The sequence below is a fragment of the Ruminococcus sp. FMBCY1 genome, from assembly GCF_023921805.1.
GTDB lineage: Bacteria > Bacillota > Clostridia > Oscillospirales > Acutalibacteraceae > Ruminococcoides > Ruminococcoides intestinale_A.
On record NZ_CP074197.1, the window covers coordinates 1,385,345 to 1,410,161 of the forward strand.

General features: G+C 37.6%; 38 protein-coding genes and 1 tRNA gene. 10 read left to right on the top strand and 29 right to left on the bottom strand.

What is annotated here, in order from left to right; translation table 11 throughout:
- Positions 1-42: 42 nt before the first annotated feature.
- From KGF34_RS06780 to KGF34_RS06865, 18 genes are all read right to left on the bottom strand, one after another.
- Positions 43-282, bottom strand: coding sequence for a hypothetical protein (locus KGF34_RS06780; RefSeq protein ID WP_252558520.1), 240 nt, complete (start codon positions 280-282; stop codon positions 43-45).
- A gap of 137 nt (positions 283-419) precedes the next feature.
- Positions 420-851: a hypothetical protein gene (locus KGF34_RS06785; RefSeq protein WP_252558521.1), complete on the bottom strand. Its 432-nt coding sequence runs from the start codon at positions 849-851 to the stop codon at positions 420-422.
- A complete protein-coding gene (locus KGF34_RS06790) occupies positions 838-1,218 on the bottom strand; it encodes a VRR-NUC domain-containing protein (protein ID WP_252558522.1) in 381 nt (126 codons plus the stop codon). The genes KGF34_RS06785 and KGF34_RS06790 overlap by 14 nt, the downstream gene beginning before the upstream one ends.
- Before the next feature lie 5 nt (positions 1,219-1,223).
- Positions 1,224-1,619 carry a YopX family protein gene (locus tag KGF34_RS06795; protein WP_252558523.1) on the bottom strand — a complete coding sequence of 132 codons (396 nt, stop codon included), beginning with the start codon at positions 1,617-1,619 and terminating at the stop codon, positions 1,224-1,226.
- Positions 1,620-2,024, bottom strand: coding sequence for an N-6 DNA methylase (locus KGF34_RS06800; protein WP_252558524.1), 405 nt, complete (start codon positions 2,022-2,024; stop codon positions 1,620-1,622).
- A complete protein-coding gene (locus KGF34_RS06805) occupies positions 2,017-2,196 on the bottom strand; it encodes a hypothetical protein (RefSeq protein ID WP_252558525.1) in 180 nt (59 codons plus the stop codon). Before KGF34_RS06805 ends, KGF34_RS06800 begins: the two co-directional genes overlap by 8 nt.
- Before the next feature lie 174 nt (positions 2,197-2,370).
- Positions 2,371-2,748, bottom strand: coding sequence for an HNH endonuclease signature motif containing protein (locus KGF34_RS06810; protein WP_252558526.1), 378 nt, complete (start codon positions 2,746-2,748; stop codon positions 2,371-2,373).
- 5 nt (positions 2,749-2,753) lie between these two features.
- Positions 2,754-3,131 (bottom strand): hypothetical protein, encoded by a 378-nt coding sequence (locus KGF34_RS06815; protein ID WP_252558527.1) that lies wholly within the window; start codon positions 3,129-3,131, stop codon positions 2,754-2,756.
- The gene (locus KGF34_RS06820; protein WP_252558528.1) at positions 3,124-3,513 is read right to left on the bottom strand and encodes a YopX family protein; all 390 of its coding nucleotides are present in this window, start codon (positions 3,511-3,513) and stop codon (positions 3,124-3,126) included. Before KGF34_RS06820 ends, KGF34_RS06815 begins: the two co-directional genes overlap by 8 nt.
- Positions 3,514-4,449, bottom strand: coding sequence for a hypothetical protein (locus tag KGF34_RS06825; RefSeq protein WP_252558529.1), 936 nt, complete (start codon positions 4,447-4,449; stop codon positions 3,514-3,516).
- Between the two features lie 230 nt (positions 4,450-4,679).
- Positions 4,680-4,847 (bottom strand): hypothetical protein, encoded by a 168-nt coding sequence (locus KGF34_RS06830; protein ID WP_252558530.1) that lies wholly within the window; start codon positions 4,845-4,847, stop codon positions 4,680-4,682.
- A gap of 11 nt (positions 4,848-4,858) precedes the next feature.
- Positions 4,859-5,944 carry a hypothetical protein gene (locus KGF34_RS06835; protein ID WP_252558531.1) on the bottom strand — a complete coding sequence of 362 codons (1,086 nt, stop codon included), beginning with the start codon at positions 5,942-5,944 and terminating at the stop codon, positions 4,859-4,861.
- Positions 5,945-6,105: 161 nt separating this feature from the next.
- The gene (locus KGF34_RS06840) at positions 6,106-6,450 is read right to left on the bottom strand and encodes a sporulation initiation factor Spo0A C-terminal domain-containing protein (protein WP_252558532.1); all 345 of its coding nucleotides are present in this window, start codon (positions 6,448-6,450) and stop codon (positions 6,106-6,108) included.
- A gap of 93 nt (positions 6,451-6,543) precedes the next feature.
- Positions 6,544-6,774: a hypothetical protein gene (locus KGF34_RS06845; RefSeq protein ID WP_252558533.1), complete on the bottom strand. Its 231-nt coding sequence runs from the start codon at positions 6,772-6,774 to the stop codon at positions 6,544-6,546.
- A gap of 57 nt (positions 6,775-6,831) precedes the next feature.
- Positions 6,832-7,059: a hypothetical protein gene (locus tag KGF34_RS06850; protein ID WP_252558534.1), complete on the bottom strand. Its 228-nt coding sequence runs from the start codon at positions 7,057-7,059 to the stop codon at positions 6,832-6,834.
- Positions 7,056-7,223, bottom strand: a complete 168-nt coding sequence (locus tag KGF34_RS06855; RefSeq protein WP_252558535.1) for a hypothetical protein — start codon at positions 7,221-7,223, stop codon at positions 7,056-7,058. The genes KGF34_RS06850 and KGF34_RS06855 overlap by 4 nt, the downstream gene beginning before the upstream one ends.
- Entirely contained in the window at positions 7,223-7,585 is a 363-nt protein-coding gene (locus KGF34_RS06860) for a hypothetical protein (RefSeq protein ID WP_252558536.1), read from the bottom strand. The genes KGF34_RS06855 and KGF34_RS06860 overlap by 1 nt, the downstream gene beginning before the upstream one ends.
- 5 nt (positions 7,586-7,590) lie before the next feature.
- Positions 7,591-7,785, bottom strand: a complete 195-nt coding sequence (locus KGF34_RS06865) for a helix-turn-helix domain-containing protein (protein ID WP_252558537.1) — start codon at positions 7,783-7,785, stop codon at positions 7,591-7,593.
- Positions 7,786-7,865: 80 nt separating this feature from the next.
- Between KGF34_RS06865 and KGF34_RS06870 the strand changes: the two genes are divergently transcribed.
- A complete protein-coding gene (locus KGF34_RS06870) occupies positions 7,866-8,255 on the top strand; it encodes a DUF2513 domain-containing protein (RefSeq protein ID WP_252558538.1) in 390 nt (129 codons plus the stop codon).
- On the opposite strand, the gene KGF34_RS06875 is transcribed toward KGF34_RS06870, so the two are convergent.
- Positions 8,248-8,436: a hypothetical protein gene (locus KGF34_RS06875; RefSeq protein ID WP_252558539.1), complete on the bottom strand. Its 189-nt coding sequence runs from the start codon at positions 8,434-8,436 to the stop codon at positions 8,248-8,250. The two genes, KGF34_RS06870 and KGF34_RS06875, sit on opposite strands and share 8 nt — an antisense overlap.
- 95 nt (positions 8,437-8,531) lie before the next feature.
- Between KGF34_RS06875 and KGF34_RS06880 the strand changes: the two genes are divergently transcribed.
- Complete coding sequence (locus KGF34_RS06880) at positions 8,532-8,945, top strand: hypothetical protein (protein ID WP_252558540.1); 414 nt, start codon at positions 8,532-8,534, stop codon at positions 8,943-8,945.
- A gap of 197 nt (positions 8,946-9,142) precedes the next feature.
- Here KGF34_RS06880 and KGF34_RS06885 read toward each other — a convergent pair whose 3' ends face one another.
- On the bottom strand, positions 9,143-9,385 hold the full coding sequence (locus KGF34_RS06885) for a DUF739 family protein (RefSeq protein WP_252558541.1): 243 nt from the start codon (positions 9,383-9,385) through the stop codon (positions 9,143-9,145).
- Positions 9,386-9,548: 163 nt separating this feature from the next.
- Between KGF34_RS06885 and KGF34_RS06890 the strand changes: the two genes are divergently transcribed.
- The 6 genes from KGF34_RS06890 to KGF34_RS06915 all read left to right on the top strand — a co-directional run bounded on the left by KGF34_RS06890 (position 9,549) and on the right by KGF34_RS06915 (position 14,421).
- On the top strand, positions 9,549-10,058 hold the full coding sequence (locus tag KGF34_RS06890) for a hypothetical protein (protein WP_252558542.1): 510 nt from the start codon (positions 9,549-9,551) through the stop codon (positions 10,056-10,058).
- Between the two features lie 44 nt (positions 10,059-10,102).
- Positions 10,103-10,675 (top strand): ImmA/IrrE family metallo-endopeptidase, encoded by a 573-nt coding sequence (locus KGF34_RS06895; RefSeq protein WP_252558543.1) that lies wholly within the window; start codon positions 10,103-10,105, stop codon positions 10,673-10,675.
- Between the two features lie 112 nt (positions 10,676-10,787).
- Positions 10,788-12,287: a GIY-YIG nuclease family protein gene (locus tag KGF34_RS06900; protein WP_252558544.1), complete on the top strand. Its 1,500-nt coding sequence runs from the start codon at positions 10,788-10,790 to the stop codon at positions 12,285-12,287.
- A gap of 145 nt (positions 12,288-12,432) precedes the next feature.
- Positions 12,433-12,630, top strand: coding sequence for a type II toxin-antitoxin system HicA family toxin (locus KGF34_RS06905; protein ID WP_252558545.1), 198 nt, complete (start codon positions 12,433-12,435; stop codon positions 12,628-12,630).
- A gap of 39 nt (positions 12,631-12,669) precedes the next feature.
- Entirely contained in the window at positions 12,670-13,071 is a 402-nt protein-coding gene (locus KGF34_RS06910; protein WP_252558546.1) for a type II toxin-antitoxin system HicB family antitoxin, read from the top strand.
- Positions 13,072-13,245: 174 nt separating this feature from the next.
- Positions 13,246-14,421 carry a site-specific integrase gene (locus KGF34_RS06915; protein WP_252558547.1) on the top strand — a complete coding sequence of 392 codons (1,176 nt, stop codon included), beginning with the start codon at positions 13,246-13,248 and terminating at the stop codon, positions 14,419-14,421.
- A 195-nt stretch (positions 14,422-14,616) separates the two neighbouring features.
- Here KGF34_RS06915 and KGF34_RS06920 read toward each other — a convergent pair.
- Positions 14,617-14,693: transfer RNA gene (locus KGF34_RS06920), tRNA-Pro, on the bottom strand.
- A gap of 193 nt (positions 14,694-14,886) precedes the next feature.
- Here KGF34_RS06920 and KGF34_RS06925 point away from each other — a divergent pair.
- Positions 14,887-16,476, top strand: a complete 1,590-nt coding sequence (locus KGF34_RS06925; protein ID WP_252558548.1) for an O-antigen ligase family protein — start codon at positions 14,887-14,889, stop codon at positions 16,474-16,476.
- Positions 16,477-16,519: 43 nt separating this feature from the next.
- Here KGF34_RS06925 and KGF34_RS06930 read toward each other — a convergent pair whose 3' ends face one another.
- The 8 genes from KGF34_RS06930 to KGF34_RS06960 all read right to left on the bottom strand — a co-directional run bounded on the left by KGF34_RS06930 (position 16,520) and on the right by KGF34_RS06960 (position 23,195).
- Positions 16,520-16,684, bottom strand: a complete 165-nt coding sequence (locus tag KGF34_RS06930) for a hypothetical protein (RefSeq protein WP_022234814.1) — start codon at positions 16,682-16,684, stop codon at positions 16,520-16,522.
- A 39-nt stretch (positions 16,685-16,723) separates the two neighbouring features.
- A complete protein-coding gene (locus KGF34_RS11755) occupies positions 16,724-16,852 on the bottom strand; it encodes a hypothetical protein (protein WP_289780770.1) in 129 nt (42 codons plus the stop codon).
- A gap of 327 nt (positions 16,853-17,179) precedes the next feature.
- A complete protein-coding gene (locus KGF34_RS06935) occupies positions 17,180-17,566 on the bottom strand; it encodes a P-II family nitrogen regulator (protein WP_022234815.1) in 387 nt (128 codons plus the stop codon).
- 14 nt (positions 17,567-17,580) lie between these two features.
- Positions 17,581-18,831 (bottom strand): ammonium transporter, encoded by a 1,251-nt coding sequence (locus KGF34_RS06940; RefSeq protein ID WP_252558549.1) that lies wholly within the window; start codon positions 18,829-18,831, stop codon positions 17,581-17,583.
- Between the two features lie 441 nt (positions 18,832-19,272).
- Entirely contained in the window at positions 19,273-19,683 is a 411-nt protein-coding gene (locus tag KGF34_RS06945) for a peptide deformylase (protein ID WP_022234817.1), read from the bottom strand.
- Between the two features lie 179 nt (positions 19,684-19,862).
- Positions 19,863-20,750, bottom strand: coding sequence for a DegV family protein (locus KGF34_RS06950; RefSeq protein WP_252558550.1), 888 nt, complete (start codon positions 20,748-20,750; stop codon positions 19,863-19,865).
- A gap of 35 nt (positions 20,751-20,785) precedes the next feature.
- Positions 20,786-21,331, bottom strand: coding sequence for a hypothetical protein (locus KGF34_RS06955; RefSeq protein ID WP_252558551.1), 546 nt, complete (start codon positions 21,329-21,331; stop codon positions 20,786-20,788).
- Between the two features lie 223 nt (positions 21,332-21,554).
- Positions 21,555-23,195 carry an AMP-binding protein gene (locus tag KGF34_RS06960; protein ID WP_252558552.1) on the bottom strand — a complete coding sequence of 547 codons (1,641 nt, stop codon included), beginning with the start codon at positions 23,193-23,195 and terminating at the stop codon, positions 21,555-21,557.
- A gap of 242 nt (positions 23,196-23,437) precedes the next feature.
- Between KGF34_RS06960 and murF the strand changes: the two genes are divergently transcribed.
- Positions 23,438-24,784: a UDP-N-acetylmuramoyl-tripeptide--D-alanyl-D-alanine ligase gene (gene murF, locus KGF34_RS06965; RefSeq protein WP_252558553.1), complete on the top strand. Its 1,347-nt coding sequence runs from the start codon at positions 23,438-23,440 to the stop codon at positions 24,782-24,784.
- Positions 24,785-24,817 lie beyond the last annotated feature (33 nt).

Below are 24,817 nucleotides of genomic sequence, written 5' to 3' on the forward strand. Positions count from 1 at the left end.
AGTCAAGCGGCTCAATGGCCGCTTTTTTCTTTCCGTTACACCTTAATTCCCGCTCTGTTTTATCTCACCATATGCGTCCTTATACGCTTTCAGCTGTCCGCTCAGGTATATGTTCTGTTCAATCGCCTTGCACAAGTTCACTTCATTGCTGCTGTATGTATCATTAAGATTCTTAAGATTTCCATACACAAGGTTCACCTTTTCTCTGTACTTTCTGCAAGCCTTTACAGCTTTTTCTTTTTCATCTGCGAGCTTTTGTGCCTCTTCCGACATTTCATCCATCAACTTGTCCCTGTGAGTAATGCAGCTTTTCAAGTTTTCTATCTCTTCTTTTGTTTTTTTTTATCAATTCTGTAAATTCCATAAAAGATAAAAGAATAAGCCGCAAATAACGCAATTACAATACCCCCGTACATTCTCTAACTCACCTTTCTGTAAACACACTTAATTGCCTTAATCTGATTATCAGTAAGATTAACAATGTCCTCTCTTGAAACGCCTACAAACATAACCGTTCCCTTGTAAATCTCGCCTGTATCCTTGTTCTCAAGATTATCCTTGCCGCTGCCCGAATAAATCATCTTAATTCTGCCTTTAAGCAAGTCCTTGTTTTTGAGTTTCTCACTCCTCAAAAAGTTCTCAATCTCAACCCTGTCAATCATCTCAACCATACCTCTAATCTCGCCTTCATATCCAACCGGTTCGGCATACTTAAAAACCAGTACCTTTTCCTCTGCCATTTTCTTTGTTTCATCCTTTCTTTTTGTATATTTTTCGTAGCAGTTGCACAACACTCCTCTGCTCCTCGCTGAGCAGCGTGTAAAATGCCTGCAATTCTCACAGCTTTTCATCTTCACTGTCCGCCTTTAGCTTTATGTACTTAAGCAGTACAGCCGAGGCCTCCTCCCATCCGTAACACACGAGCGCCAAATTGCCCTGCTCTCTTAGCCTCTTAATCCATTTTCGCTGCTTTTCAGTCGCCTTGTTGTTGCCCACCTTGAGTTCAATGTAAAGTGCGTGATATTTACCCCTCGATACAGGCAGGCACAAATCAGGCACACCGGCTCTCACACCTTGCCTTTTAAGGTTAAACGCCTCTTTCTGATTTCTCTTGCCGCCATTTGGTACATGAAACAGCAAGTCAAGCTGTGGATAAGTGTTCCTTGCATATGCAACCCAGTTGAATAGCTTGATCTGCTCATACGCCTCATTTGTCATTACTTTCACTCCTCCAAAAGTTCGGGATTATCATAGATATTGCCGATAACCGTAAACCACTTGAAATATTCGTTCCTTTCAAACAACTCGAAATCATCAACATAATTTCTGTTGCCGCTTGCTGCAATAGCAAACTTGCCGTTATTGCCGTCCCAAAAGACTTCGTAAATTCCTTTACTGCCGTCCATATCATCAAACGCCAAAATATCACCCTCAAAAATCTTAGCACCGTCCTTGTCCTTAAAGCCTGTGTACTGTCCAATGGTTTTGAGGATAATCGGGTAAGCTGTATTTTCATCATTAGGTTGCATAATGTGATACTGCCACCATATTATTGCCAATAAACCTTCGACCCACGCACCATTATCTACTCTCTTGCCTCTGAATAATATTTCTCTCATCTACATTCTCCTTTCATTTATCATATTCATAACCTTAAGACTGTCGGCTTGCATTATATGTTCATTAACAATCATTTTCTCTGTTTTAGTAACCTTGAAATACTCACCACACAAATTCAGAACATTCTGAATACATTTCTCAACATTGTCCGCCTGTAATTCCATTCCGTATACAGATTTCAGCGATGTAGTGTAGTCTTTTCTCTTTTTGCAATTTGCAAACTTGCGCTTTAAAATTTCGATTATAAAAACTCCCTCACCACAGCAGGGCTCAAGGAAAGTCCGTTCAGGCTTAAAAGTTTCGGGCGGTAGCATATCAAGCATTTGGTTCACTGTTTCAACCGATGTAAAAACCTCTCCAAATTTTTGTATTCGCTCTTTTTTTGTAAGGCTTGTGCTATTCATCAAGTATCACCTCCAAATCGTCAAGATAATCTGAAACAATTTGAAATGCAATCAGCATACCCTCGCTTATGTAGTAGTTCCTGTCTTTTCTGCTTTCGTTAAGCCTGTTCAGCTTGTCCTGCTCACTTTCTATGCGTTCCGTTATTTCTGCTTTTAATTCATCAAGCGTCATTCTTCTGCCTCACTTTCAAGCCAATTTTTAATCCCTGTGGTACAACTTTTATCATCAAAGTAATAACCGTTGCATTGCTTTTTGTAATAAACGCAATTTCCACACTTATCGAATTGGTGTATGAATAAGAATTGAGTCATATCATGGATGCTCATTGATTTGATTTTCTCATAATTAGTCATTGTTTTCACTCTCCTTACCTGTTTTATTTTGATTTTCAAAGTAAAATTCAATTGGATTGTCCGTTTTTTTAATTAGTCCATACTTCACAGCTAATCGAAAAATAAAGACCTTTTCCAACCTTAAAAGCAATGTGCATAACTGTTTTCTAAAATCATCAACTGTCATTGTTGACTTGTAAAAATTGCACATCCTGCAGGCAGGATTATAATTTTCAATATCGTTTGCACCGTTATACCAATACACGCTCTGTATATGGTCAACTTGCATTTCTTTTAAAGTGAGTGTGCAACCACAATAAGCACACCGTCCATTGTACTTCTCATAAACTTTAAGTCTTGTTGCTTTGGAAATTGATTTTCTCTGACTCAACCAAATCACTCCTTAATTGGCTGATTCCAACATTCTATGCAGCCGTCGCGACAATCATCCATGCTCATAAATCCTAAGACATATAGGCACATTTTAGGCACTCCGTCACGGTTAAGAGGAGCATTCGGATAGTTTTTTAAAAACTCACCTAAGTAAGTTTTCTGTGGGTGTTCATTACTCCACTTTTGGACGCTTTCAATAGCTTTTTCGGGATAGAGTGCTTCAAAGTCTGAACACAACATCGTAGAACCATTATTTAAATGGCTCAAAGGGCAGTCAGCACAATTAAGTTTACATGCATATCCACCGTGATTTAGTTTATGTTTTTTCGTCATCCTTTGCTTTTCGGCAAAGTAATTTTCAGTTCTTGAACAATCAATCATTATTTTCATCTCCTACAAGTTCCGGATTGTCATAGATGTTGCCGATAACTTCAATATTTTTTGAATGATAGTGTCTGCCTAATCCCTCAAAGAGTGAATCATACACAATTCCAAATTCAGTTTCATTTGTGTCATACACAACAACTCCATAGCCGTCACCATCCGAGCGGTCAGAAAAATCAAGGATATCTCCCTCAAAAATTTTCGTACCGTTTTTGTCAGTCAAGCCCGTATACTGTCCAACTGTATCAGCGTAAATATGCCACACATTTGAAGTATTGTTCTTGTACTGCTCTTTAATTACCAGACCCTGGGGTTCAATACTTAAAAATCCGTACTTCCATTCGTTTCCGAATTTACCTCTAAATAATATTTCTCTCATCTATATTCTCCTTTTATTGCTCAGTATCGCATATTTCCTCTGAGCTTGCTTAATTCTCGCAGATCTGCACGCATTACATATGTCGTTACTTTTCCTTTCAAAAAAAGTAATACCGCACCTTTTGCAAAACTGCGGTTCAACTCTCTTAAATGATGTGCAGCTGTCACAGACATTCTCATTTGCAAGACATCCTTTTACATCGTCCCATAACTTGCACATATCTTTTTGCCAATACTGTTTGAACTCATCTGCCACAGGAGATTTCTCTTTAGCAATACATCTAATCTCTCCTGCAAGAGCAGCAAGCAAACTGTTTGCCGCTGCTCTATCATCTTCAGCCATCAGCCTTCTGTATTTTAGCGGTCTAATCGGAATATTATCTCCAAACCGGTCATTCCCAATATATGCACGAACTAAATCAAGCCTCTCGGTCAAATAATGGTCAAACACTCGACCTCTAATAGCTTTGGCGGAACGGTTTATTTTTTCTGATATTTCCTCGTACTTACAGCCTTCCTTAATCATTTCTCCAAGTATCTCAAATTCTTCCTCGCTCCAGGGTATATGATTATCCGCTTTCACCGGGCGGTATCTAATGTTAAGATCGCATATTCTCCTTTGTATTGCCCCCTCTGAGCGGCATAGAATTTTTGACAACTCCTTGTATCCGTATTTCTGCTTTTTTAGCAGCTCGCTCAAGTAGTTGTCCTCCCATTTTGTCCAAGGCGTAGTCTTAATATGCTGTATCCGCACAATATCAGACTTTCTTTTCCTGTCAACCCATTCAGGCTCTGCACCCAAACTATTCTTTTCAAACTTTGAAAAATCCAAAAAGCCTTGATTCTTGTACGCCCAATCCCAAAACTCTTCAATCATCACCGTTTCAAAGACCTGTTCATTGCGCCTTACCTTATGAGTTTTAAGTCCTCTGCTCAAAAACCAAGAAATTTTGCTATATGAGTTCGAATAATTAAGTCCCAATGCTTTAAACAACTGATTTTTAGTGATATATATACTGTTTTCGAGGAACGCTCCCAAGTGCAGCCTGTAAACTTTTTGCAGCACCGAGTTTTCACTCCTGCTCAAATTTTTACAAATCAGCCCAAGTCTAACATTTCCCCACGCATTCCGTAAGTAATCAACCTCTTCCTGCGTCCAGTTCCTTCTCATTTTTTACCTGCCTTTTTCTTTTCTCCTGCTTTCTCGCTGCCCCTAATCTTGCCCTCACGCACTAAAGCGCTGTACTCTCCATAGCTGTAATGCGTGTTGTGCAGCTTATTGTATCTGCTTATCTCTATACATTTCTTGTCCAGTCTGTCTAAAACTTTTTTCATAGCCTTTCACCTCAATATTCTATCCCTATGTAATCAAGCACCCTTGCCCAGCCGTACTGAGTTCCGTCCTCGTCTTTACAACAACGGTACATCCAATACTCCCACTCTTTGGGGTTTCGCTCTTTGAGCAAATCAAATCTATGCGGCCTTTTTTCAAGTTGAATACCAAATCCACACATAGAGCAGCCTGTGCGCTGTGCCTTTGTTGTATACAGAGTACCGTCATCTTTGCGCTCAATCGTTCCGTAAATTTCAGGAACAGGTACTTCCAGCTCAAGCGCAAGCTGTAAAATATCCTGCCTGTTAAAAATAGCGAATGGAGCTGATCGCACCGTTGTCTTGCCAAAATAGTTACACCCATTAATCATAAGTGACTTTGCTCTTCTACCACCCTCAGACGCCATAAGTCCCAGATATGGCACGCTGTTATGTTCTTTCGCCCAGTCGTCGCAAGGCTTTTCCTTTAAATAGTAGCAGCATTTCGATGAAACTTTAAAATTCGGTATGCCATAATTCACACCCTCATTTTCGTTCTCATAACCGCCAAATTTCTCGAGCCATTTGTTGCTCAGTTTCATTCGTGTGTTTTTCCTATAACCGCCAAACTCTCCCGTTTCACCTGTTATTATTGCGTGTCTTACTGTTTTATTTTTCTCAGTCGGATGTTGCAAAGTTTCAATCTTACCTGCAATCTCTTTTGACAATACAGGAAATCCAAACTCCTGCAATATCTCTGGCTTTTTCCATCTATGCTCCGTTCCGTTCTCGTCAACATATCTTACAGCTGACTTTAAGCGCTCAATTCCTAATTGTTTATGTACTCTCTGAATGCTCACATCTTCAAGTATACTAACGCTTACGCCGGGCGCATTAATTCCTATTGACCTCAAAAACATAAACAAAGTAATACTGTCAAGTCCGCCTACGCTCACATGAACATTTAAATCACGCTTTGCAGCCTCGTTATAAAACTCCCATGCTCTTATATATGCATATCTTTTCTTAAACTCATAATCTTGTTTTTGCTTAACTTTAAAATCAGCAATCTTCTTCTCAGCACCAATTCTGTTAAGTCTTTCCATTATATTCTCTGCCATTGTGAAAACCTCTTTTATTTTTAGTGTGCCGGAGCAGCCGCACCTGCTCCGCAGTAACATTATGCAAGTCAGTATATTAAATTTTAGGAAGAATAATCAACAAAAGTTAATTACCAATATATAACAAGCTGTGCGGAGCTTATTAACTCAGTTAATTGATTTTATTCATCGCTCATCAACAGTTTTTCGGCACAAAGCGATAAAAACTCACTCACCGTTAGCTTTCCGCTGCATTTGAAATTCAGTATGTTTTCCCACAATACTTTATTTCGTGGCAGCGTATTCGCTATTGCATTTCTTATTGCTCTCTCGACTCTGTTGCCGTTAGAAAAGAACTCTTTGCCTACTTCCTCGTACAGCTTGCAATAGCTCACCTTCTTGCGTGCTTTTCTCTGCTCAATCAGCTTGCAAATCGCACTTGCAGAATATCCGTATCCTATCAGATTCGGAGTAATGCCCAAAGCGAGCAGCAATATTCTTGTCCTTTTTTCAATCGACTTTTTCATAATTTCACCTCTTGATTTTTCTGCGGCTTATTGCTATAATAAATATGTAGTTTAGGCAATAAGCCTTACTTGAGCGTTGACCACTGCCCTGTGTCAGCGCTCTTTTTTTATGTTTGCACCTCTTGCAACAATAAGGTGCTGCCTTTTTCCCATATCCGTCTGAACCATATCAACAAGTTCAACCGATACCATCATCCTGCCTTTTTGACTTCTGCGGTATATCACAGCATTAATACTGTCAAATCGTTTTTCAATCATATTCGGCAAGCTCAGCACAACAGGCTCTCTGTTGATAAATGCCTCTTTAATCTCCTCTGCTGTCATTACTTTCCTCCAGCGGCTCAAAAATATCTTCTTTGCACCTAACTTTAAACATCTGTATTAACCCTTAACCGCATACTTGCAGCACTTAATAAACTTCTTGCAGTTCTTAACAACACGCTTAAATCCGACTGCTTTGTTACAAAGTTTGTGATTGTCGAGGCTCTCTTTAGTTTCAGCTACATAGTTTAGTATGTCTTCGAGCCTTTCGGCTGTCACTGTATCAAGTCCCTGCAATGTCATTACCTCGCCGTCCTTAATGTTGATAAGTATGTTTTCCGTCCTCATTCGTTCTTCATCTCCTTTGCATATCCGCACGCCGTAGGATCGTTTTTACACGCCTTGTCGCACTCGCCTTTCTTACCGCAGAAAAAACAACAGTTGCCTCCTTTGCAGTATTTCCCCGCACTTACCAAAGTGCACTTAAAGTTATACTTCTCAAGCCTTTCCATCACTCAAGCTCCATTCCGCAAAGCTCCATAAGCTCCTCGCCTGCCTCAAACTCAATGTATTCACCGTCAACCTCAACAGACAGTCTCCAGCAAATCTCATTCTCATTAGGGTAACCCTTGCGATACAGCGTAGCCGTTGTCCATTCGTCTGCCTCCTGCTCTTTGTCGCCCTCGTAATCATCAGGGTAAATCTCAACACCCTTAAATCTAAGTACCGCCTTGTCCTCTCTAAGCTCAAACTTGCAGTCCTCTGCACTCTTTGCCATTGCAAAATAATCGTCCCTGTACATTTCGTACACACTGCCTGCATATGTCTTTACAAGCTTAAACATACTCTCTTTTGTAATAATTGCAACTCTCATAATAATCACTCCTCTCTTAAAAACTCCTGAAGTTCCTCTTTGTAAAATCTCCACTCGTTAAGTACCTTGTGTGCAGGAATTTTCTTTCTTCTGCACTTCTCCGTTATGGTTTCGGCTTTAAAGCCGAGCAGCCTTGCTACATATGGCACATCGACTATTACAGGAACCTCATCCCAGTCCACTATCGTTTTACTTTTCATATAATCACCTCTTTGTTAGTTTCGTTGCTTTGCATCCTCAATACAATGTGATATAATTTCAATGAAAGGAGGTGCAAGCTATGCGGTTAAATTCGGATTGTGTTCGTGATATTTTACTCGCAATCGAAAAAGATGTTGATTATCACAGAATATTGGAGTTAAAATTTGATGATACTCTTCCTGACAATCTCCAAAAATATTCTGCCGAGGAGCTACTCTACCACATTAGACAATGTAAGATAGCAAATCTTATTATTGATGTGCATTCATTTGATGGGGGAAAATATGTAACGATTGCAGATTTATCGCCTGATGGGCATCAATTTCTTGCTAATATTCGTAATGATAATATATGGGGCAAGGTTAAAAAGATTGCTGGAGTTGTTGGTAGCAACTCTCTTTCCGCAGTTACCCAAATTGCTTCAAATGTTGTAACGGAACTTATAAAAGCTCAATTTGGAATTATTTAAACTTTATCGTATTGTCGGCTGCTCGCTTTGTGCAGTCGGCAATTTCTTCTTTAGTGGGGGACCTGAACTTTTCTTCGCAAAATAGTGTAATTGCTCTTGTTGCGATTTTCCACTTCACAGCTTTTATAATTGCTACTACCGCTACAACGGTAGCAATTACTGCGTATACACTTAAAAACATTGTTATCACCTCTTATGCTGTTTTAATATCTTTGTAAAAATTAATTGTGTTTTATTCCTTACAATGTTAAAATCAAATTGTAAGGAGGTGTAATAATGGATAGTACTGTTGCCTTAATAATTTCTATATCTGCACTTTTATTTTCTGTTCTTTCTCCGATAGTCACTGCAATAATAAATGGGCATTATTCAATTAAGGAGAAGAATTTGGCAATGCTCTCAAATAATGTAAAAGAAAATAATGATTTTTACATTAAGCATAGAGCCGAGGTTATTGAAGCTTATCTATCAGCTGCCGGCAGAGTTATCTACTACAATGACAAAAAGGCATCATCTAATTTCGGAAAATGTGCTACGGAGATATACTTATATATTGATGAATCAGATTGGCATTATATAGATTCTATAAATCAAGGTATATCGTCTTTTAAGTATTCCGAAACAAAAGTTGCTTTAGAATCATTGGCAAAAATTATTGCTAAGAAATATAATGTTAGAATTTCAAAATAAGTAGAATACATAAGTATAATAAACAGCAAACGGTTCCAAGTATGTGTGTTATTATTGATATAGCATACTTGGAATTTTTGTATGCAAATGTATAAATTAAAGCAATTATTTCAAGTGCAACTCCGATTGCTCCCAAAAAATATAATGAAAATATATTTTTACACCTCCAATCTGTTCTTATTTGTTCTGTTCAGTTTTTATGCTGTCTTAATATGTTCAATGCTTTGAACTTTTGGATCAAAAAAATATTTCGGTATATCTTCATTACTAATTCCTAAAATCTCACAAGCTGTGCAGATTTCGGTTTGTTTCCATTGTGTTTTTCCGTTCATTTTTAAAGATATGCTTCGCTCTGATAAGCCCATTTTATATGCAAAAATGGCTCTAGTCCTGCATTTTTCTTTAACCAGTCCTTCAAGTTTTCTATAATCGAATGGCATTTAATCAACTCCTTTGTAGTTCAATCTCTTTGAACAATTTTAGAATAACACAGCTTGATTACTATGTCAATACTTTTCTTCAAAAAAATTGAACTTTTTTTCAATATGCTATTGAACTTTTGTTCAAGATGTGTTACAATACACTTAAAGCAAGGTGATATAAGTGAAAAAGTATACAACTTCATATAGATTGAAACAAATAATGTCAGATTTAAATCTTAAACAAGTTGATATTCTTAATTTAGCTGCTCCATATAGCGAAAAATACGGAATTAAACTTAATAAAAATGATTTAAGTCAATATGTTAGTGGTAAAGTTGAACCGGGACAAAATAAATTATACATATTGGGTCTTGCACTAAATGTTAATGAAGCCTGGTTAATGGGATTTGATGTTCCTATGGATAGATCAAATTATAATTGTGATAGTAAAGAATTAACTCTTAATGCACACGAAAAGAAACTTGTTGTTGCATATAGAAATAAGCCTGAAATGCAACCGGCTATTGATAAGTTACTAAATATTAACGATGATTCAAGTGAAGAGTATGTTACAGTTTTAACCGCTGCGAGGAGCAGCGATAATAGACCTATTGAATTTCAAAAAATTTCAAAAGAAAAACTTGAATTACTTAAAAATGCTAAATCCGTTGAAGATGAATCTGATTTGTAAATAAAAAATGCCTCGTTGGTTAAAATACCTACGAGGTGTGATGAATGGATTACGGCAAATACAAAAATGCTCGTAACGCCGCATGGCAATGTATATTAGACTACGATATTAAGACACTACCCATTGAGGTTACGAATATTGTTAGAAAATCAAATGATATTAATTTAGTTAAAAACAGCGATGTTAATATTCTTCAAAACAATGCAAGCGGTGTTACAATTGTAAATAATAACAGTTTTATAATTGTATATAGAGATACAGATAGTTCACGGCGCTGTAGGTTTACTATTGCTCACGAATTAGGGCACATTTTGCTCGGACATATGCTCGTGGACAAAATAGCATACAGAACATTTGCAGTACAGAATGATACCGAGAGCGCAGCTAATGTATTCGCTCGTGACTTGCTTGCTCCTGCGTGTGTATTGCACGAACTCAAAGCCTTAACTGCTGAGGAAATATCTCGGTTATGTAATATAAGTCTTGAAGCTGCGACATATAGATCAGAGCGTATGCAAGAGCTTGAAAAAAGAAATGCTTTTTATAAGCACCCACTCGAGCAAAAAGTTATAAAACAATTTAATCAATTTATTAATAAAAATAAAAGTCAGTCGTAGCACCACCTACGACTGACTAAAAAAGATGTGAGAAGAAAACGCACTCCTCTAAATCTATTTTACAATATATTATATATTTTGTCAAATATTATATTATGTGAGGAGCTTAGCAATGGGATTTTTTGATATTTTTAAAGTTTCACAATATAAGAGTGAAATTGAAACGCTAAAAAAACAAAATGATGAGTTAAAGCAAAAATTAAGCGAATTGTGCTTTGATGATTACGATACATCACAGAGAATTATTCAACAATTAAAGCAAGAAATTGAGAAAAGCAAAGAAGAAGCTTTAAATCTTGAAAATCAGCGTGCTTTATTAAAAAATAAGCTTAACGATGAAACTGAATCAGCAAAAGAAAAGCTTAATGATTTAAAGATTAAAACAGATGAGAGAATACTGAGCTTAAATGTTGAAATCGAAAAAACAGAAAAGAAATTAAAAACAGCTAAAAACAAATTAGACAGAACGAAAGAGCTATACAAGAGTATTGATTATTCTATATCTAATTTTTTTGAATATTCTCCTGATTTAGCAGAATTGAAATTATATAAATCAGAGTTTGATGAACTTGAAGAGTTGTCACCGTCTGTTATTCTTAAGCTACATTATATGGATGTTAAAAGTTTAAGAAAAGCATTTAAAGATAATGACAAACAAATCGAAAAAGTTTTATCACAATATCGTAGCAGGTACACTACAAAGGCGAATCAAGCTATTTATGATTTAATGGTAATAGCTTTAAGAGCAGAATTGCAGAATATCTTATATAATCTGAAATATGAAAAATTAGATAATGCTATTGAGCAAGTAAAAAATACTTCTCAAAAATATCTGAATATCGCAGCTCAAGGTAATCAGAATATAGCTGGAACTCTTACAAAATTTATAGGCGAAATAGAATATTTATTTATAAATGCTGTAAAAATAGAGTATAACTATTATGTAAAAAAAGAGCAGGCGAAGCAAGAGCAACTTGCTATTAAAGAGCAAATTCGTCAAGAAGCTGAAGAACGCAAGGCACTTGAGCAGGAAAAGAAGAAGATTGAAAACGAAGAACTTAAATATAACAATGAAATTGAAAAATTAAAAGAGCAGTTAAAAGCTTCGGCAGATGAAGAAAGTAAAGCTTTAAATGCTAAAATTCTCGAATTGCAAGCAAAACTTGCTGATGTCACTATTAAAAAAGATAATATCGTTCAACTTCAAAATGGTAAGGCAGGTAATGTATATATTATAAGTAATCTTGGGTCGTTCGGTGAAAATGTATTTAAAGTTGGTATGACAAGAAGAATTGACCCGCAAGACAGAGTAAACGAATTAGGAAATGCTTCTGTACCATTTAAATTTGATGTACATAGTTTCATTTTTTCGGAAGATGCTGTTGGACTTGAAAGTAAATTACATAGCATTTTGAACGATAAAAGAGTTAATAAAGTCAATATGCGTAAGGAGTTTTTCTATACTACAGTAGATGAACTTGAAGAGCTTGTAAACAAAATTGAGCCGACTGCTGAATTTAATAAAACTATGCTCGCAGAAGAATTTAGACAATCTCAATCATCTAATGAAAATTATACAAATGATTACACAATAGATGAAGAAGATGAGTAAATAAATCCGCCCTAAAATAATACTTTGCTCTGCATTCTTGGCAAAGTTGTGGGATTTTACAATATTATGTAATAAATTATTTATCAAAAGCTATTGACACATAATAAATTATGTATTATAATATATACATAAAGGGGAGATAAAGTTGAAAAGCTATACTTCAAGAGATGTAATCAAAATTCTTAATGCTGACGGTTGGTATGAGGTCGGTTGCGTTGGCGACCACCACCAATTTAAACACCCAACCAAGAAAGGCAGAGTAACAGTTACTCACCCGAGAAAAGATTTTCCGATTAAAACCTTAAAGAGCATTGAAAAGCAAGCAGGCATTAAATTTGAATAATGCCTGCATCCCCTTAAAACTATTACGGAGGTTTTTACTATGAAAGACAGATATTCGTTCATTGCAGTATTTGATGTTGCAGAAGACGGCATTTCTATTGAATTTCCTGACTTACCGGGTTGTCTGCCTTGTGCCGATACTATGGAAGAGGCATTAAAAAACGCTCACGAGGCACTTGGACTTCACCTTTGGGGACTTGAGCAGGACGGCGAAGAAATTCCCGAACCTACACAAATTCAGAACATCACACTTGAAAAAAATCAAGTCCCAGCTGTTATTGAAGTGTTTATGCCTGCCTTTCGTGACAAGCTCAACAACCGCTTTGTAAAGAAAACTCTTTCTCTCCCGGCTTGGCTTGCAGATATGGCAGATAAGGACGGCGTAAACTGCTCTAAAGTATTTCAAAACGCTTTAATTGATTATCTTGGAGTTAAACAATAATATAAAAAACCGCCCTGCTCGACTGGTCCTCGAACAGAGCGGGATCACCTACACAGGGTGCAGATGATACGATATTAACGCAATAATATTGTACCACAATCCCCTGAATTTTTCAAGCATTGAATTTCAGGGGATTTTTGCACCCTTTTTACATTAAAAAGGAGTGTTTATAAAATGAAAAAACAAAAAGACGGCAGATACCGCATTAGAGTGTTCCTCGGTTGTGATGAAAGCGGTAAAAAGCAGTATAAATCTGTTTACGGCTCGACAGTTAAGGAAGTTAAAGAGAAAGAAGCGGAAATCCGACAGAAAATCGCAAAAGGTTGTACGGTAATATCTTCACTTGTAACTTGGGGAGATTGGGTTGACGCCTGGATTGAATACAAAGCTAACCTCGTGACTGAAAATCAGCTTGCGGCTTATAAAAGCAATATTGAACACTTTGACGAATTACGAAACTATGAACTGCTAAAACTTAATTATGGTGACTTTCAACGAATTATTGACCGTCTTGCAAAAAGAAATCCACATACAGGAAAGCCAACTGCAAGAAAATCTTTAAAAGAATTTAAGATGTCCGCAGGTCAAGTTTTTAAGTATGCTATAAAGAATAGGGTAACGGAATACAACGCAGCACAATACATAGAAATCCCTAACGCAGCCGCTGCACCCAAACACCGCAGAGCATTAACCAATGAAGAACAAGCATTGATAATTAACACACCACACAGAGCACAGTTACCTGCAATGATAATGCTTTTATCCGGACTGCGACTTGGTGAATGTCTTGCACTTCAATGGTGCGACATTGATTTGGGTAACGCAACAATAAATGTACATCAAGTTCTTAGGACGAAATCGGGTAAAGCAGTTATTGAGCAGGGAGCAAAAACCGATAATTCTATCCGCACGGTCGACATACCACAAACTCTTGTGAATTTCTTGAAAGTACAGCCAAGCCACACCCCATTTGATTATGTTGTCACAACGGCAAAGGGTGCATTAATGAATAAAAGTGCTTGGCGCAGACTGTGGGAAAGCTATATGACTGACTTAAATATCGTTGTGTATAACAGCGGTAAAAGCGGTGTAATTGACATAGAGAGAAAACGCAGTAAATACGACCCTAACGGTGTTCCGCAGATTATACAGCCTTTTACAGCTCATTATTTAAGACATACTCACGCAACGAACTTGTTTTATGCAGGTTACGATGTACTTTATGTGCAGCACCAGCTCGGTCACAGTAAGCCTGAAACAACAATGAACATATATACGCATTTTGTTGCTGAAAAGAAGAAAACAAATGTTTCAAAGCTCGATAGTTATCTTGCACAAAATGTAAGTTAAAAGTTTGTATAATATTTTTCGCAAAAATGCTCCGAGAATTTATATTTTTTTCTCGGAGCATAATTTTTTTTGAGCCACCTCTTGAGCCACCTGTTTGCAATTTTTTATACCTTTTTATATGGTTTTAAGTGGGTAGCAAAAAACAACAAACCGCACTAAAACGCCTGAAAACGGCTTAATAGTGCGGTTTTTCTATGGTCGAGGTGACAGGACTTGAACCTGCGGCATCTTGGTCCCAAACCAAGCACTCTACCAAACTGAGCTACACCTCGAAATTATTTAATTTTTGTCGCCTCAACAAGTCAGCTTCATTATTATATAACATAAAATTTGATTTGTCAACAATTATTTTTAATTTTTTTGAAACTTTCGTGATTTTTATTTTTCTTTAATTGACATACGCTGTTATGGGGTATAAAATATGATTACACTGATTAAATATATTACTTTGAAGGGCGGTTTTATATGTCTGACAATACAAAACTAAAAATCTCAAACGGGTTGAACGAGGATAAATATTCTGTAAAAAGCAAGTTTGTCAACTTCTTTTTGCTTGCGATGTTTACGCTCTTTCCCCTATTTTACACGGATTACTACTATAATATAAGACACGACAAATATTATTTTTTTCTTGTTGTCACTGCGGTGCTTGTTTTGATGATTGGCGCTGTTGCAATCACTAATTCCGATTCGCAAAGCGGAACAAAAGACAAAGCCGAATCCGTGCCTTGGTACAAAAAGTTATCGTTTACGGACTATGCATTTGGTGCATTCATTTTGGTATGCACCGTATCCACTGTTTTTTCTCAAGATCCTGCCGATGCTTTCTTGGGTCTTAGCGGAAGAAACAACGGTTTATTGCTGATGATTTTTTATGCGGTGGTTTATTTTTTAATTACCAGATTTTTTTGTTTTAAAAACTATGTCTTTGTTGCCCTTGCAGGTTGTTCAATTGCAATATATCTGCTTGATATTCTCAACTGTTTTTACATAGATCCGCTTGGAATGTTTGCAAGCCTTACAGACGAGCAGACAATCACAAACTTTACCTCCACAATTGGCAACAAAAACCTTATGTCAAGTTTTATCTGCATTGTTATGCCCGTAACCGTCGCTTTTTCGGTTATAAGCAAAAATCGTAATCACCGTATCGTTTATCATATTTCGTCCGCATTCGGTTATATGGCTCTTATGACAGCCGACAGCTACTCGGGTATACTTGGTCTTGGCACTGTTTTTGCCGTGCTTTTAATATGGTTTTCACGCAGCATTGCAAGACTTAAAAGATTTTTCCTCGCAACAACAATTATGCTGTTAAGCGGCAAAATTCTTCGTTTGTTTTCCTTTTTTATGGGTGACAAATCAAAAGGTATCTCGGAATTTCAAAGTCTGCTTGTTTACTCAAAAATCATATGGGCGGCAATTGCATTGTTCGCAATAATTACCGCAATTTTATTTTTTGCAGACAGCAAAACTCCCGACAAGACTTTACCTCTTGCCGTTCCTATTATAATCGGCAGTATATTTGTTGCCTGCATTATTGCAATGCTTTTTGCCGTATATTATTTCAGCGTAATTGACACAAAAACAAATATCGGCTTTTTGAAAAGTTTTTTGAGATTTAATGACAGCTGGGGTACTCACCGTGGCTATATGTGGATAAGGTCTTTCTATATATTCGGAGATTTTTCTCTTTACAACAAACTTTTCGGATGCGGACCTGACACCTTTGCCACAGTGTTTGAACCGTATTTTGAGGGGCTTAAACATTACGGTGACAGCTCCACAAACTGTGCCCACAACGAATACATAAATTACCTTATTACTACGGGAATTTTCGGACTTGCTTCTTACCTTTCGATAATTTTCGGAGCGCTGAAAGGTGCGATTAAATCCGCAAGTAAAAATCCGATTGCAATTGCTTTTGCGGTATCTGTTATCAGCTATGCCGTGCAGGCCGTGGTAAACCTTGCTCAACCGATTACAACACCGCTTTTTATTATTTTTATTGCACTTTGCGAGGCAGTTGCCCGTAAGCAAAAAACAACTGAATAAGCACAAACAAGACAGCCTATATACTAAGCTGTCTTGTTATTTTTTACGCAGCTTTTCTGCGTGATGTATGCCTTGTTGCCGCATTTCGTTTCTTATTTTTTTGTTGAGATTGGGGCTTTTTGAACAATATTGACTTTACGGGATAACGCATAGCGTAGCTTATAATTACGAAAATGCAGACATTAACATATAAATCAGCGTCAGGCATTTGTACAACTCCTTAAGTTTATTTGGGGCTTTGTTATAATTAGCTTAAATGACAAAGTGAAGTTCCTAAACTTAATTTTTGGTAAATTCCACATTCAATAACTATCCTTTCAGACAATGATAAACGACTCATATTTTCCTGCTTTCCGCAGACAGTAACCGTTTTCATTTTACCATACTCTTTTGTCAAGGTGAACCCGTGGTATTTCTCTTTTTTTCCTCAAAAATCCGAACTTCACTTTGGCAATTTAGGTTTGTTATAATTAAATTATACAGTACCGGCTGGGTAATAAACAGGACTTTGCTATGATGTTTGCCGATTTTTCAATAATATTTTTTCGGTGTATTTAACGATTATAAAAGTTTGGTCAACCTTAAGGCTTGACCTAAATTTTAAAATTATTACAAAAACAAAAGCGCAATAACCGCAGTTACCGCACTTTTATTTTGAAAATATAAATTAGAAAGATTTTTAAACCAACATAACTTACTTTTATTAATCGTCAAAATTAGGAGTTTGAATTGCATCGTAGCCGGTTTCGCCTGTACGGATTTTTACCGCCTGCTTTAAGTAGTAAGTAAAGATTTTACCGTCACCCGGATTGCCTGTAAACGCAGTCTTTTTAATAGCTTCTATGGTTTTTGCTTCCCATTCTTCTGATGAAACAACTATTTCAAACTTGATTTTAGGCAATACCTGCACATCTACTTTTTGACCTCTTACATATTCGGACATACCTCTTTGAATACCGCAGCCTACAACCTGATAGGCTGTGATTCCGTTTACGCCTATATCCATTAACGCTTTTTTTACATCGAGGAACATTTCCTCTCTTACAACAGCCTCTATTTTAATAAGCTGAACTTCGTTATTGTTATCCATATGTTAATCCTCCGTTAATTATCAAGACCGTTAAATGACGGGTAAGCAGCTTCACCGTGCTGTGTAATATCAAGTCCGAGCATTTCATCACGCTTGCTTACTCTGATTTTACCTGTAATAATTCTTGTTAAGCCGTAACAGATAAGTGTACCTGCAACTGCAATTACAAGTGTAATTACAATACCTAAAGCCTGTGCGCCGAACTGAGCAAACTCACCGTAGATAAGTCCGTTGCCTGCGTCTGCGTTAATAGCTGTGCTTGAGAACACACCTGTAAGAAGTCCGCCCCAGATACCGCCTGTACCGTGACAGCTGAATGCGTCGAGTGCGTCGTCAAAGCCGAATTTCTTTTTACCGAATGAAATCATAAGGTAGCAAACAGGGCTTGTTGTAAGACCTATAATTACTGCCGCCCAAATCGGAACAAAACCTGCGCCCGGAGTAATGCCTACAAGACCTGCAACCATACCTGTGCTTGCACCGATAAGTGTAGGCTTTTTATTTTTAATTACATCGCAAAGCATCCAAGAAAGGATTGCGGCTGCCGCAGAAACGGCTGTTGTCATAAATGCGTGTGCAGAAAGTCCGTTTGCCTCAAGTGCAGAACCTGCATTAAAGCCGAACCAACCGAACATAAGAAGTGAAGCACCTAAAACTACTGTAGGAATATTGTGGATTCTGTAGTTAGCGTGTTCGTAATCGTGGCGTTTGCCGAGGATAATGCAAAGGACAAGAGCTGATACACCCGAACTGATGTGAACAACATCACCGCCGGCAAAATCAAGAGCACCGATACCGTCAAGACCGAGAAGTCCGCCGTCTGCCCATACCATATGAGCAAGAGGATAATAAACAATTAAAGACCAAAGAATGATAAATACGAAAAGTGATTTAAACTTCATTCTGCCCGCAACAGCACCTGTAATAAGAGCAGGAGTAATAATTGCAAACATCATCTGAAATCCGCAGAATACCATATTAGGAATAGCCGCACCGTCTATGTAACCATCGGTAAGAGATACGCCCTCAAGTCCTATCCAACTAAGGTCGCCTATAATGCCGTTTGAGCTTGGTGCGAACGAAAGTGAGTAACCGAAAAGCACCCACATTACAATGCCTGTACCGATGATGAAAATTGAAGTCATCATTGTGTTTACTACATTCTTTTTGCGAACAAGTCCGCCGTAAAACATTGCAAGGCCGGGAGTCATAAGGAACACCAAAGCCGAGCAGATAAGCATAAAAGCTATATTTCCTGCATCCATTTTAAAACCTCCACATAAACCGACTGAATAAAAACAAGGTTCACCGTATCTTTGAAATTTGCAGGAAAATAAATTTAAATTGCAAATTCTTCAAAGATAAAGTGAACCTCTTTGTTCTTGATTATTCATTTTCAAATTAAATTAAAATAAGAAGTTTTCCGGAAACTTTACTTTACAACTTGAATTATAGCGTTATTTTTACCCTTTGTCAATAGATTTTTGCAAAAAAATCAGCTGAAATTTAAATTTTTCTTATCATAGCCAAATTCAAGCACAAAGTATATGGATATTCAATTTTGCAAGAAATTTTATAAAACTTTCATAATGCCCATAAAAATCAGGATAACGCTTATACAAAAATTGATAAATTCATAGAGTCTAACTTTTTGTGGTCGGCTCATTTTCAAGCCCACTCGGAACATTGCATTTTTATAGACTGCTTTATATTAAAATTCCGTTGCAATGGTCTATTTCGTGCTGAATTATCTGTGCCGTAAAATTTGTGAAAGTGCGTGTAACCGTTTTGAATTTATCGTTGGCATATTTTACGGTTACAGTTTTATAACGCTTTGTTTTGCGCTCCCCGTCAAGCGACAGACAGCCCTCTTCGGTTTCGTATTCACCGTAAGCCTTAACGATTTCAGGATTAAACATAAGAATATACTTTCCGTTATCGCTTATTGCAATAATTCTTTTTGAAACGCCAATCATATTTGCGGCCATACCTACACAGCCCTCAAAATTTGCTTTTAAAGTATCAAGCAAATCAACGGCTATAGGCATATCCGACATATTTGCTTCAACCGATTTTCTCTGTAAAAACATCGGATCTCTTACTACTTCTCTTACCATATTTATCCCTCGCTTAGTTTTTTCTGATTATAGCATATCGGGGATAATTTAACAACATAAAAAGAGTCAAATATAAAAACATCTCAATACACAATAAAGACGCACTCCGAAATTGAGTGCATCTTTAGCAATTGTAAAACACTTATTCAAACTTTTTTATTAAACCGTAATCTTTAAAATCATAATTTTACAAATGCAATTCCACACGCATTTGTGCCTATGTGACTGCCTATAACCGCACCGACTTTTACAGTTTCAACGCCATGCACATTCGGCAGCAGCCTTTTTATGTCGCTTGTCAAATCATTTGCAAGGCTTTCGTTGTCGGAGTACATTACATATACAGGGAAATGAGGATTAAGTTCTTCCCTTTCAAGCCTTTCGGCAAGGCTTTTTATGCCACGCTTAATGTTAAAACTTTTTGCAAGCAACTCAACATTGCCTCCGCTGAGTCTTATTACAGGCTTTATACGGGCAACAGTCGTAAGCATTGCTTTTGTCTGACTTACTCTGCCGCCGTTATGCAGATATTCAAGGGTATCGAGGCAGGCAAGCAAAGATATTTTTGTTTTTATGCGCTCGATTTCTTCATAAATTTCTTTTGAGTTTTTCCCTTGTCTGCGCAGTTTTACCGCATATTCAACAAGCAGTTTTTGACCTGCCGAAGCGGTCAGTGAATCAATAACATACACATTTTTGCAGCCGATCATATCGCAGGCAATTTGTGCGGTATTTGCCGTTCCGCTGATTTTTGACGACATAAAAATTGCCACACCTCCGTCTTTGCTATGCTCGGCAACCTCAAATTCTTCTACTATATCATGCAGTGACGGTTGCGAAGTTTTGACGGTTTCCGTTGTATTTTTTAGTTTATCGAAAAACTCATCTTTTGAAATAGTAACATTATCCTTGTACTCCTCATCGCCGAAATTTACGGAAAGAGGAATACAATCAATCATTAATTTTTTCAGTTCGTTCGGTTCAAAATCCGATGCAGAATCTGTTATTATCTTTACCATTAAAGCACCTCTGAAAAGATTTACATTAACAGTATAACCAATCTGCATTTAAAAAATCGGCACAGAGCGTACCGATTTTAAAATTAATGTGTATTTACATATTCAATAAATTCAGGAGTTTTTGACCAATACTTTATACCCCAATTTTCAAAATTCCACTCTTCCATATAATCATTACATTCGTAGTCTATGTAATAAAGGGTTTCGTTTTGCACTACAAAGTTTGTCGGGAAATAATCTATATTCGTGTTATTTGCGTAAAGCAGTTTGCACATTGCTTTTACCTGCTCCGCATATTCTGACTTTACTCTGTCTGCCTTTACCATATCAAATATTGTGTCGCCCTCTATGTACTCCTTTAATATCCGTTCGTTTTCAATATCTATGTCGAGCATTTTCGGCATAGTTATTCCGATTTTTTTAAGGCGGTTATAATCATTTAATTCGGATTGAATTTTGTCGCCAAACTGATAATAGCTGCACGGCTCGTGATGAATCTGCTTTAAAACATACTGATTTGTACCGTCGGATGCAAGGTAAGAATAACCGCCCTTGCCTTTGCCAAGCAATTTTATTACGGAGTAATTTTTACCGTTTACCGAAAGTTCTGTAGGAATTGCATTTGACATATAATCGCCTCATATACTTCATAAGTTACAGAATAAATATATCATATTGTAGATATTTAAATCAATAGCTTAAACCGAATTTTATAATTATTTGGCAAAGTATTCTGTCAAAACATAATTTATTACAGTTTTTAATAAAAACTCAAAAATCACCGTAAAGCAAAAACTTTACGGTGATTTTTTTGCGCACAGAAACGCATATATTATGTTAATTTCAAAACTTTCAGGCTCTTGCCTTAAGGGCAACACGCTTAATTTTTCCGCTTACAGTCTTTGGCATTTCATCGGTAAATTCAATGTACTGAATCCACTTATATGATGCAAGACGCTTGTTTGAAAATCCTTTAATTTCATTTACAAGATTTTTGTCCGCTTCGCAGCCGTCAACGGTTTTAATAATTGCCTTGATTGCCTGTCCACGGCTATCATCGGGAACACCGATTACTGCGCACTCAAGCACGGCGGGGTGTTTCATAAGCACATTTTCAATTTCAAACGGGCCTACTCTGTATCCTCTTGTTTTTATAAGGTCATCGGCTCTGCCGACATACCAAAAATAGCCGTCCTCGTCCATATATGCGGTATCGTTTGTGTGGTACATTCCGTTTCTCCACGCATATTGGTACATCTGCTCGTCACCTATGTAGCCTGTAAATATACCGTACTGCTTTCTGTCTTTTGGCGGAACAACTACTATTTCGCCTGTTTCGCCCTGCTTTACTTCATCGCCGTTGCTGTCAACAAGTTTTATATTATACATAGGGCTTGGTTTTCCGATTGAACCCGTTTTGCCGTGAGTACCGTTGAGATTTGCAATGAGCAATGTGGTTTCACTCTGACCGTAACCCTCCATCGGATGAAGTCCTGTTTGTTGATATACAGCCTCGGCAACAATCGGATTGAGCGCCTCACCTGCAGTTGTCAAGTATTCGAGTGAACTCAAATCATACTTCTGCATACCTTTTTTCACAAAATATCTGTAAGCGGTCGGAGGTGCGCAGAATGATGTAACCTTAAATTTTTCAATTACTTTCAAAATTTTTGACGGAGAAAATTTATCGAAATCAAAAGCCATAACCGCACAACCGCAAAGCCACTGACCGTAGATTTTTCCGTATGACGCCTTTGCCCAGCCTGTTTCGGCAATTGAAAAATGCAGTCCGCCCTCTTTTACATTCTGCCAATATTTTGCGGAAATTATATGGCACAAAGAATAAATATGATTATGCACAACCGCCTTCGGATAGCCTGTTGTGCCCGATGTAAAGTAGATAAGCATTGGCTCGTCAGCTTTGGTTTCTACCCGTTCAAGCTCGTCGCTTGCAGCTTCAATTTCTTTTGTAATATTTACCGTACCGTCAAAATCTTCTCTCGCAACAAATACGGTTTTTAATGAATTTTCTCGGTTTGCCGCTGTTAGCAGATGTTCAATCGTTTCGCTGTCAGGAGTACATACAGCCATTTTAATATTTGCAACATTTACTCTGTAGCTTATATCCTCGGCAGTAAGCATATTTGTAGCGGGAATTGCAACAACTCCGAGTTTGTGCAGAGCCGTAACAATGTACCAATATTCATAGTTGCGCTTGAGCATCAGCAAAACTCTGTCGCCCTTTTTTATACCGTATTTCAAGAAAACATTTGCGGCTTTATTGCTTAATCTGCTTAAGTCGGCAAAAGTAAAAATTCGTTCTTCGCCCTCGGGATTTGTCCACACAAGTGCAATGTCATTCGGTGCTTTCTCTGCCATTTTATCAAGCACATCGTATCCGAAATTATAATTATCATCAAATTTTAATTTAAAACTTTTCAGCGTATTATCACTATTAAATTCTTCATTGCAAAACTGTTTGTACAACTGCATACTATCTCGCCTTTCAGAATAAAACTAAATTTATTACAAATAAAATAATAGCAAAAATAGACTGATTAGTCAATAAATAAAGCTATTCTTATTTTATTAATAAATCAATCGGTTATGCAAAACTTGCATAACCGATTGAATAATTATATAACCGCCGAATATTACCGCTATTGCAAAAGCAAGGTATTTTTGGTATATTTAGAGTATATAAAACAAATAAAATTTTACAGGGTGTGATTAATATGAAAAAATTTACTCTCGAAGAAATAGCCGCTGCCTGCGGCGGTAAATATGTCGGCGACGAAAGCTTAAAATCAACCGCAATTTCATCGGTTGAGCGTGACAGCAGATGCATTATGGAAAATTCTCTTTTCCTTGCCATTAAAGGAGAGCGTGTTGACGGACACGATTTTATTGAAAAATGCTATGCTGACGGCGCTGTCTGCGCTGTTTGCGAAAAAGCGCCGCAGAACCCGACAAAGCCGTATATTCTTGTTGACTCAACACTTGAGGCGGTTAAAAAAATCGGTATGGCCTACCGCAAAAAATTTGATATTCCTGTAGTAGGCGTATCCGGCAGTGTAGGCAAAACTTCTACAAAAGAGATGCTCTATGCCGTACTTTCTCAAAAATACAAAACTCACAAAACACAAGGCAACCTAAATAACGAACTCGGCGTACCGCTCACTCTCCTTGCAATGCCCGAAGATACCGAGGCTGCTGTAATAGAAATGGGTATTTCAGACTTTGGCGAAATGAGCCGACTTGCGCAGATGGTACAGCCGACTGTATGCGTACTTACAATTATCGGCTGTTGTCACCTTGAAAACCTCGGCGACCGCAACGGCGTTTTAAAGGCAAAAACCGAAATGTTTAAATTTGCAAGCGAAAATGCGGAATTTGTACTCAACGGCGACGATGATAAACTTTCTACAGTAACGGAAGTAAACGGCAAAAAGCCAATCTTCTTCGGTCTTGACCGCAAAAATGACTATTACGCAGAAAATATTCAAAACAATGCGGACGGCGGAGTGCTTGCCGACCTTTGTTTCGGCGACACAAAACTTTCCGTAAAAATTCCTGCAATCGGCAGTTATATGGTTTCAAACGCACTTGCAGCCGTGGCAGTAGGCAAACTTTGCGGACTTAATGACGAACAACTTGTAAAAGGTGTTGAGGCTTATAAAACCGTAGGCAGCCGTGCAAATGTTATCAATACCGAAGATTACAAAATCATTGACGACTGCTACAACGCAAACCCGACCTCCGTTATGGCAAGTATTGACACACTTGTAAATTTCAGCGGCAGAACCGTTGCAATTCTCGGCGATATGAAAGAACTCGGCACAAACGAACTTGAAATGCACCGCAAAACAGGCGAACACGCAAAAGAAAAAGGCGTTGACCTTGTAATTGCAGTCGGCCCGCTTGCCAAAGCACTTGTCGAGGGCAGCGGCGGAAAGTGGTATGCAGACATAGACTCTCTCCTACCCGACCTAAAAAGCCTGCTCAAAAAAGGTGATACAGTTTTGGTAAAAGCCTCACACTCAATGCAATTTGAAAGAATCGTTGCATTTTTGAAAGGTTGAAAATAGGCAATCATTTTGTATATAAATAAATTT

Coding starts and splice junctions, on each gene's coding strand:
- KGF34_RS06780 (WP_252558520.1), bottom strand. CDS start 282: ATGGATGAAATGTCGGAAGAGGCACAAAAGCTCGCAGATGAAAAAGAA.
- KGF34_RS06785 (WP_252558521.1), bottom strand. CDS start 851: ATGAAAAGCTGTGAGAATTGCAGGCATTTTACACGCTGCTCAGCGAGG.
- KGF34_RS06790 (WP_252558522.1), bottom strand. CDS start 1,218: ATGACAAATGAGGCGTATGAGCAGATCAAGCTATTCAACTGGGTTGCA.
- KGF34_RS06795 (WP_252558523.1), bottom strand. CDS start 1,619: ATGAGAGAAATATTATTCAGAGGCAAGAGAGTAGATAATGGTGCGTGG.
- KGF34_RS06800 (WP_252558524.1), bottom strand. CDS start 2,024: ATGAATAGCACAAGCCTTACAAAAAAAGAGCGAATACAAAAATTTGGA.
- KGF34_RS06805 (WP_252558525.1), bottom strand. CDS start 2,196: ATGACGCTTGATGAATTAAAAGCAGAAATAACGGAACGCATAGAAAGT.
- KGF34_RS06815 (WP_252558527.1), bottom strand. CDS start 3,131: ATGATTGATTGTTCAAGAACTGAAAATTACTTTGCCGAAAAGCAAAGG.
- KGF34_RS06820 (WP_252558528.1), bottom strand. CDS start 3,513: ATGAGAGAAATATTATTTAGAGGTAAATTCGGAAACGAATGGAAGTAC.
- KGF34_RS06830 (WP_252558530.1), bottom strand. CDS start 4,847: ATGAAAAAAGTTTTAGACAGACTGGACAAGAAATGTATAGAGATAAGC.
- KGF34_RS06835 (WP_252558531.1), bottom strand. CDS start 5,944: ATGGCAGAGAATATAATGGAAAGACTTAACAGAATTGGTGCTGAGAAG.
- KGF34_RS06840 (WP_252558532.1), bottom strand. CDS start 6,450: ATGAAAAAGTCGATTGAAAAAAGGACAAGAATATTGCTGCTCGCTTTG.
- KGF34_RS06845 (WP_252558533.1), bottom strand. CDS start 6,774: ATGACAGCAGAGGAGATTAAAGAGGCATTTATCAACAGAGAGCCTGTT.
- KGF34_RS06850 (WP_252558534.1), bottom strand. CDS start 7,059: ATGAGGACGGAAAACATACTTATCAACATTAAGGACGGCGAGGTAATG.
- KGF34_RS06855 (WP_252558535.1), bottom strand. CDS start 7,223: ATGGAAAGGCTTGAGAAGTATAACTTTAAGTGCACTTTGGTAAGTGCG.
- KGF34_RS06860 (WP_252558536.1), bottom strand. CDS start 7,585: ATGAGAGTTGCAATTATTACAAAAGAGAGTATGTTTAAGCTTGTAAAG.
- KGF34_RS06865 (WP_252558537.1), bottom strand. CDS start 7,785: ATGAAAAGTAAAACGATAGTGGACTGGGATGAGGTTCCTGTAATAGTC.
- KGF34_RS06870 (WP_252558538.1), top strand. CDS start 7,866: ATGCGGTTAAATTCGGATTGTGTTCGTGATATTTTACTCGCAATCGAA.
- KGF34_RS06875 (WP_252558539.1), bottom strand. CDS start 8,436: ATGTTTTTAAGTGTATACGCAGTAATTGCTACCGTTGTAGCGGTAGTA.
- KGF34_RS06880 (WP_252558540.1), top strand. CDS start 8,532: ATGGATAGTACTGTTGCCTTAATAATTTCTATATCTGCACTTTTATTT.
- KGF34_RS06885 (WP_252558541.1), bottom strand. CDS start 9,385: ATGCCATTCGATTATAGAAAACTTGAAGGACTGGTTAAAGAAAAATGC.
- KGF34_RS06895 (WP_252558543.1), top strand. CDS start 10,103: ATGGATTACGGCAAATACAAAAATGCTCGTAACGCCGCATGGCAATGT.
- KGF34_RS06900 (WP_252558544.1), top strand. CDS start 10,788: ATGGGATTTTTTGATATTTTTAAAGTTTCACAATATAAGAGTGAAATT.
- KGF34_RS06910 (WP_252558546.1), top strand. CDS start 12,670: ATGAAAGACAGATATTCGTTCATTGCAGTATTTGATGTTGCAGAAGAC.
- KGF34_RS06915 (WP_252558547.1), top strand. CDS start 13,246: ATGAAAAAACAAAAAGACGGCAGATACCGCATTAGAGTGTTCCTCGGT.
- KGF34_RS06925 (WP_252558548.1), top strand. CDS start 14,887: ATGTCTGACAATACAAAACTAAAAATCTCAAACGGGTTGAACGAGGAT.
- KGF34_RS06930 (WP_022234814.1), bottom strand. CDS start 16,684: ATGCCTGACGCTGATTTATATGTTAATGTCTGCATTTTCGTAATTATA.
- KGF34_RS11755 (WP_289780770.1), bottom strand. CDS start 16,852: ATGAAAACGGTTACTGTCTGCGGAAAGCAGGAAAATATGAGTCGTTTA.
- KGF34_RS06935 (WP_022234815.1), bottom strand. CDS start 17,566: ATGGATAACAATAACGAAGTTCAGCTTATTAAAATAGAGGCTGTTGTA.
- KGF34_RS06940 (WP_252558549.1), bottom strand. CDS start 18,831: ATGGATGCAGGAAATATAGCTTTTATGCTTATCTGCTCGGCTTTGGTG.
- KGF34_RS06945 (WP_022234817.1), bottom strand. CDS start 19,683: ATGGTAAGAGAAGTAGTAAGAGATCCGATGTTTTTACAGAGAAAATCG.
- KGF34_RS06950 (WP_252558550.1), bottom strand. CDS start 20,750: ATGCAGATTGGTTATACTGTTAATGTAAATCTTTTCAGAGGTGCTTTA.
- KGF34_RS06955 (WP_252558551.1), bottom strand. CDS start 21,331: ATGTCAAATGCAATTCCTACAGAACTTTCGGTAAACGGTAAAAATTAC.
- KGF34_RS06960 (WP_252558552.1), bottom strand. CDS start 23,195: ATGCAGTTGTACAAACAGTTTTGCAATGAAGAATTTAATAGTGATAAT.
- murF (WP_252558553.1), top strand. CDS start 23,438: ATGAAAAAATTTACTCTCGAAGAAATAGCCGCTGCCTGCGGCGGTAAA.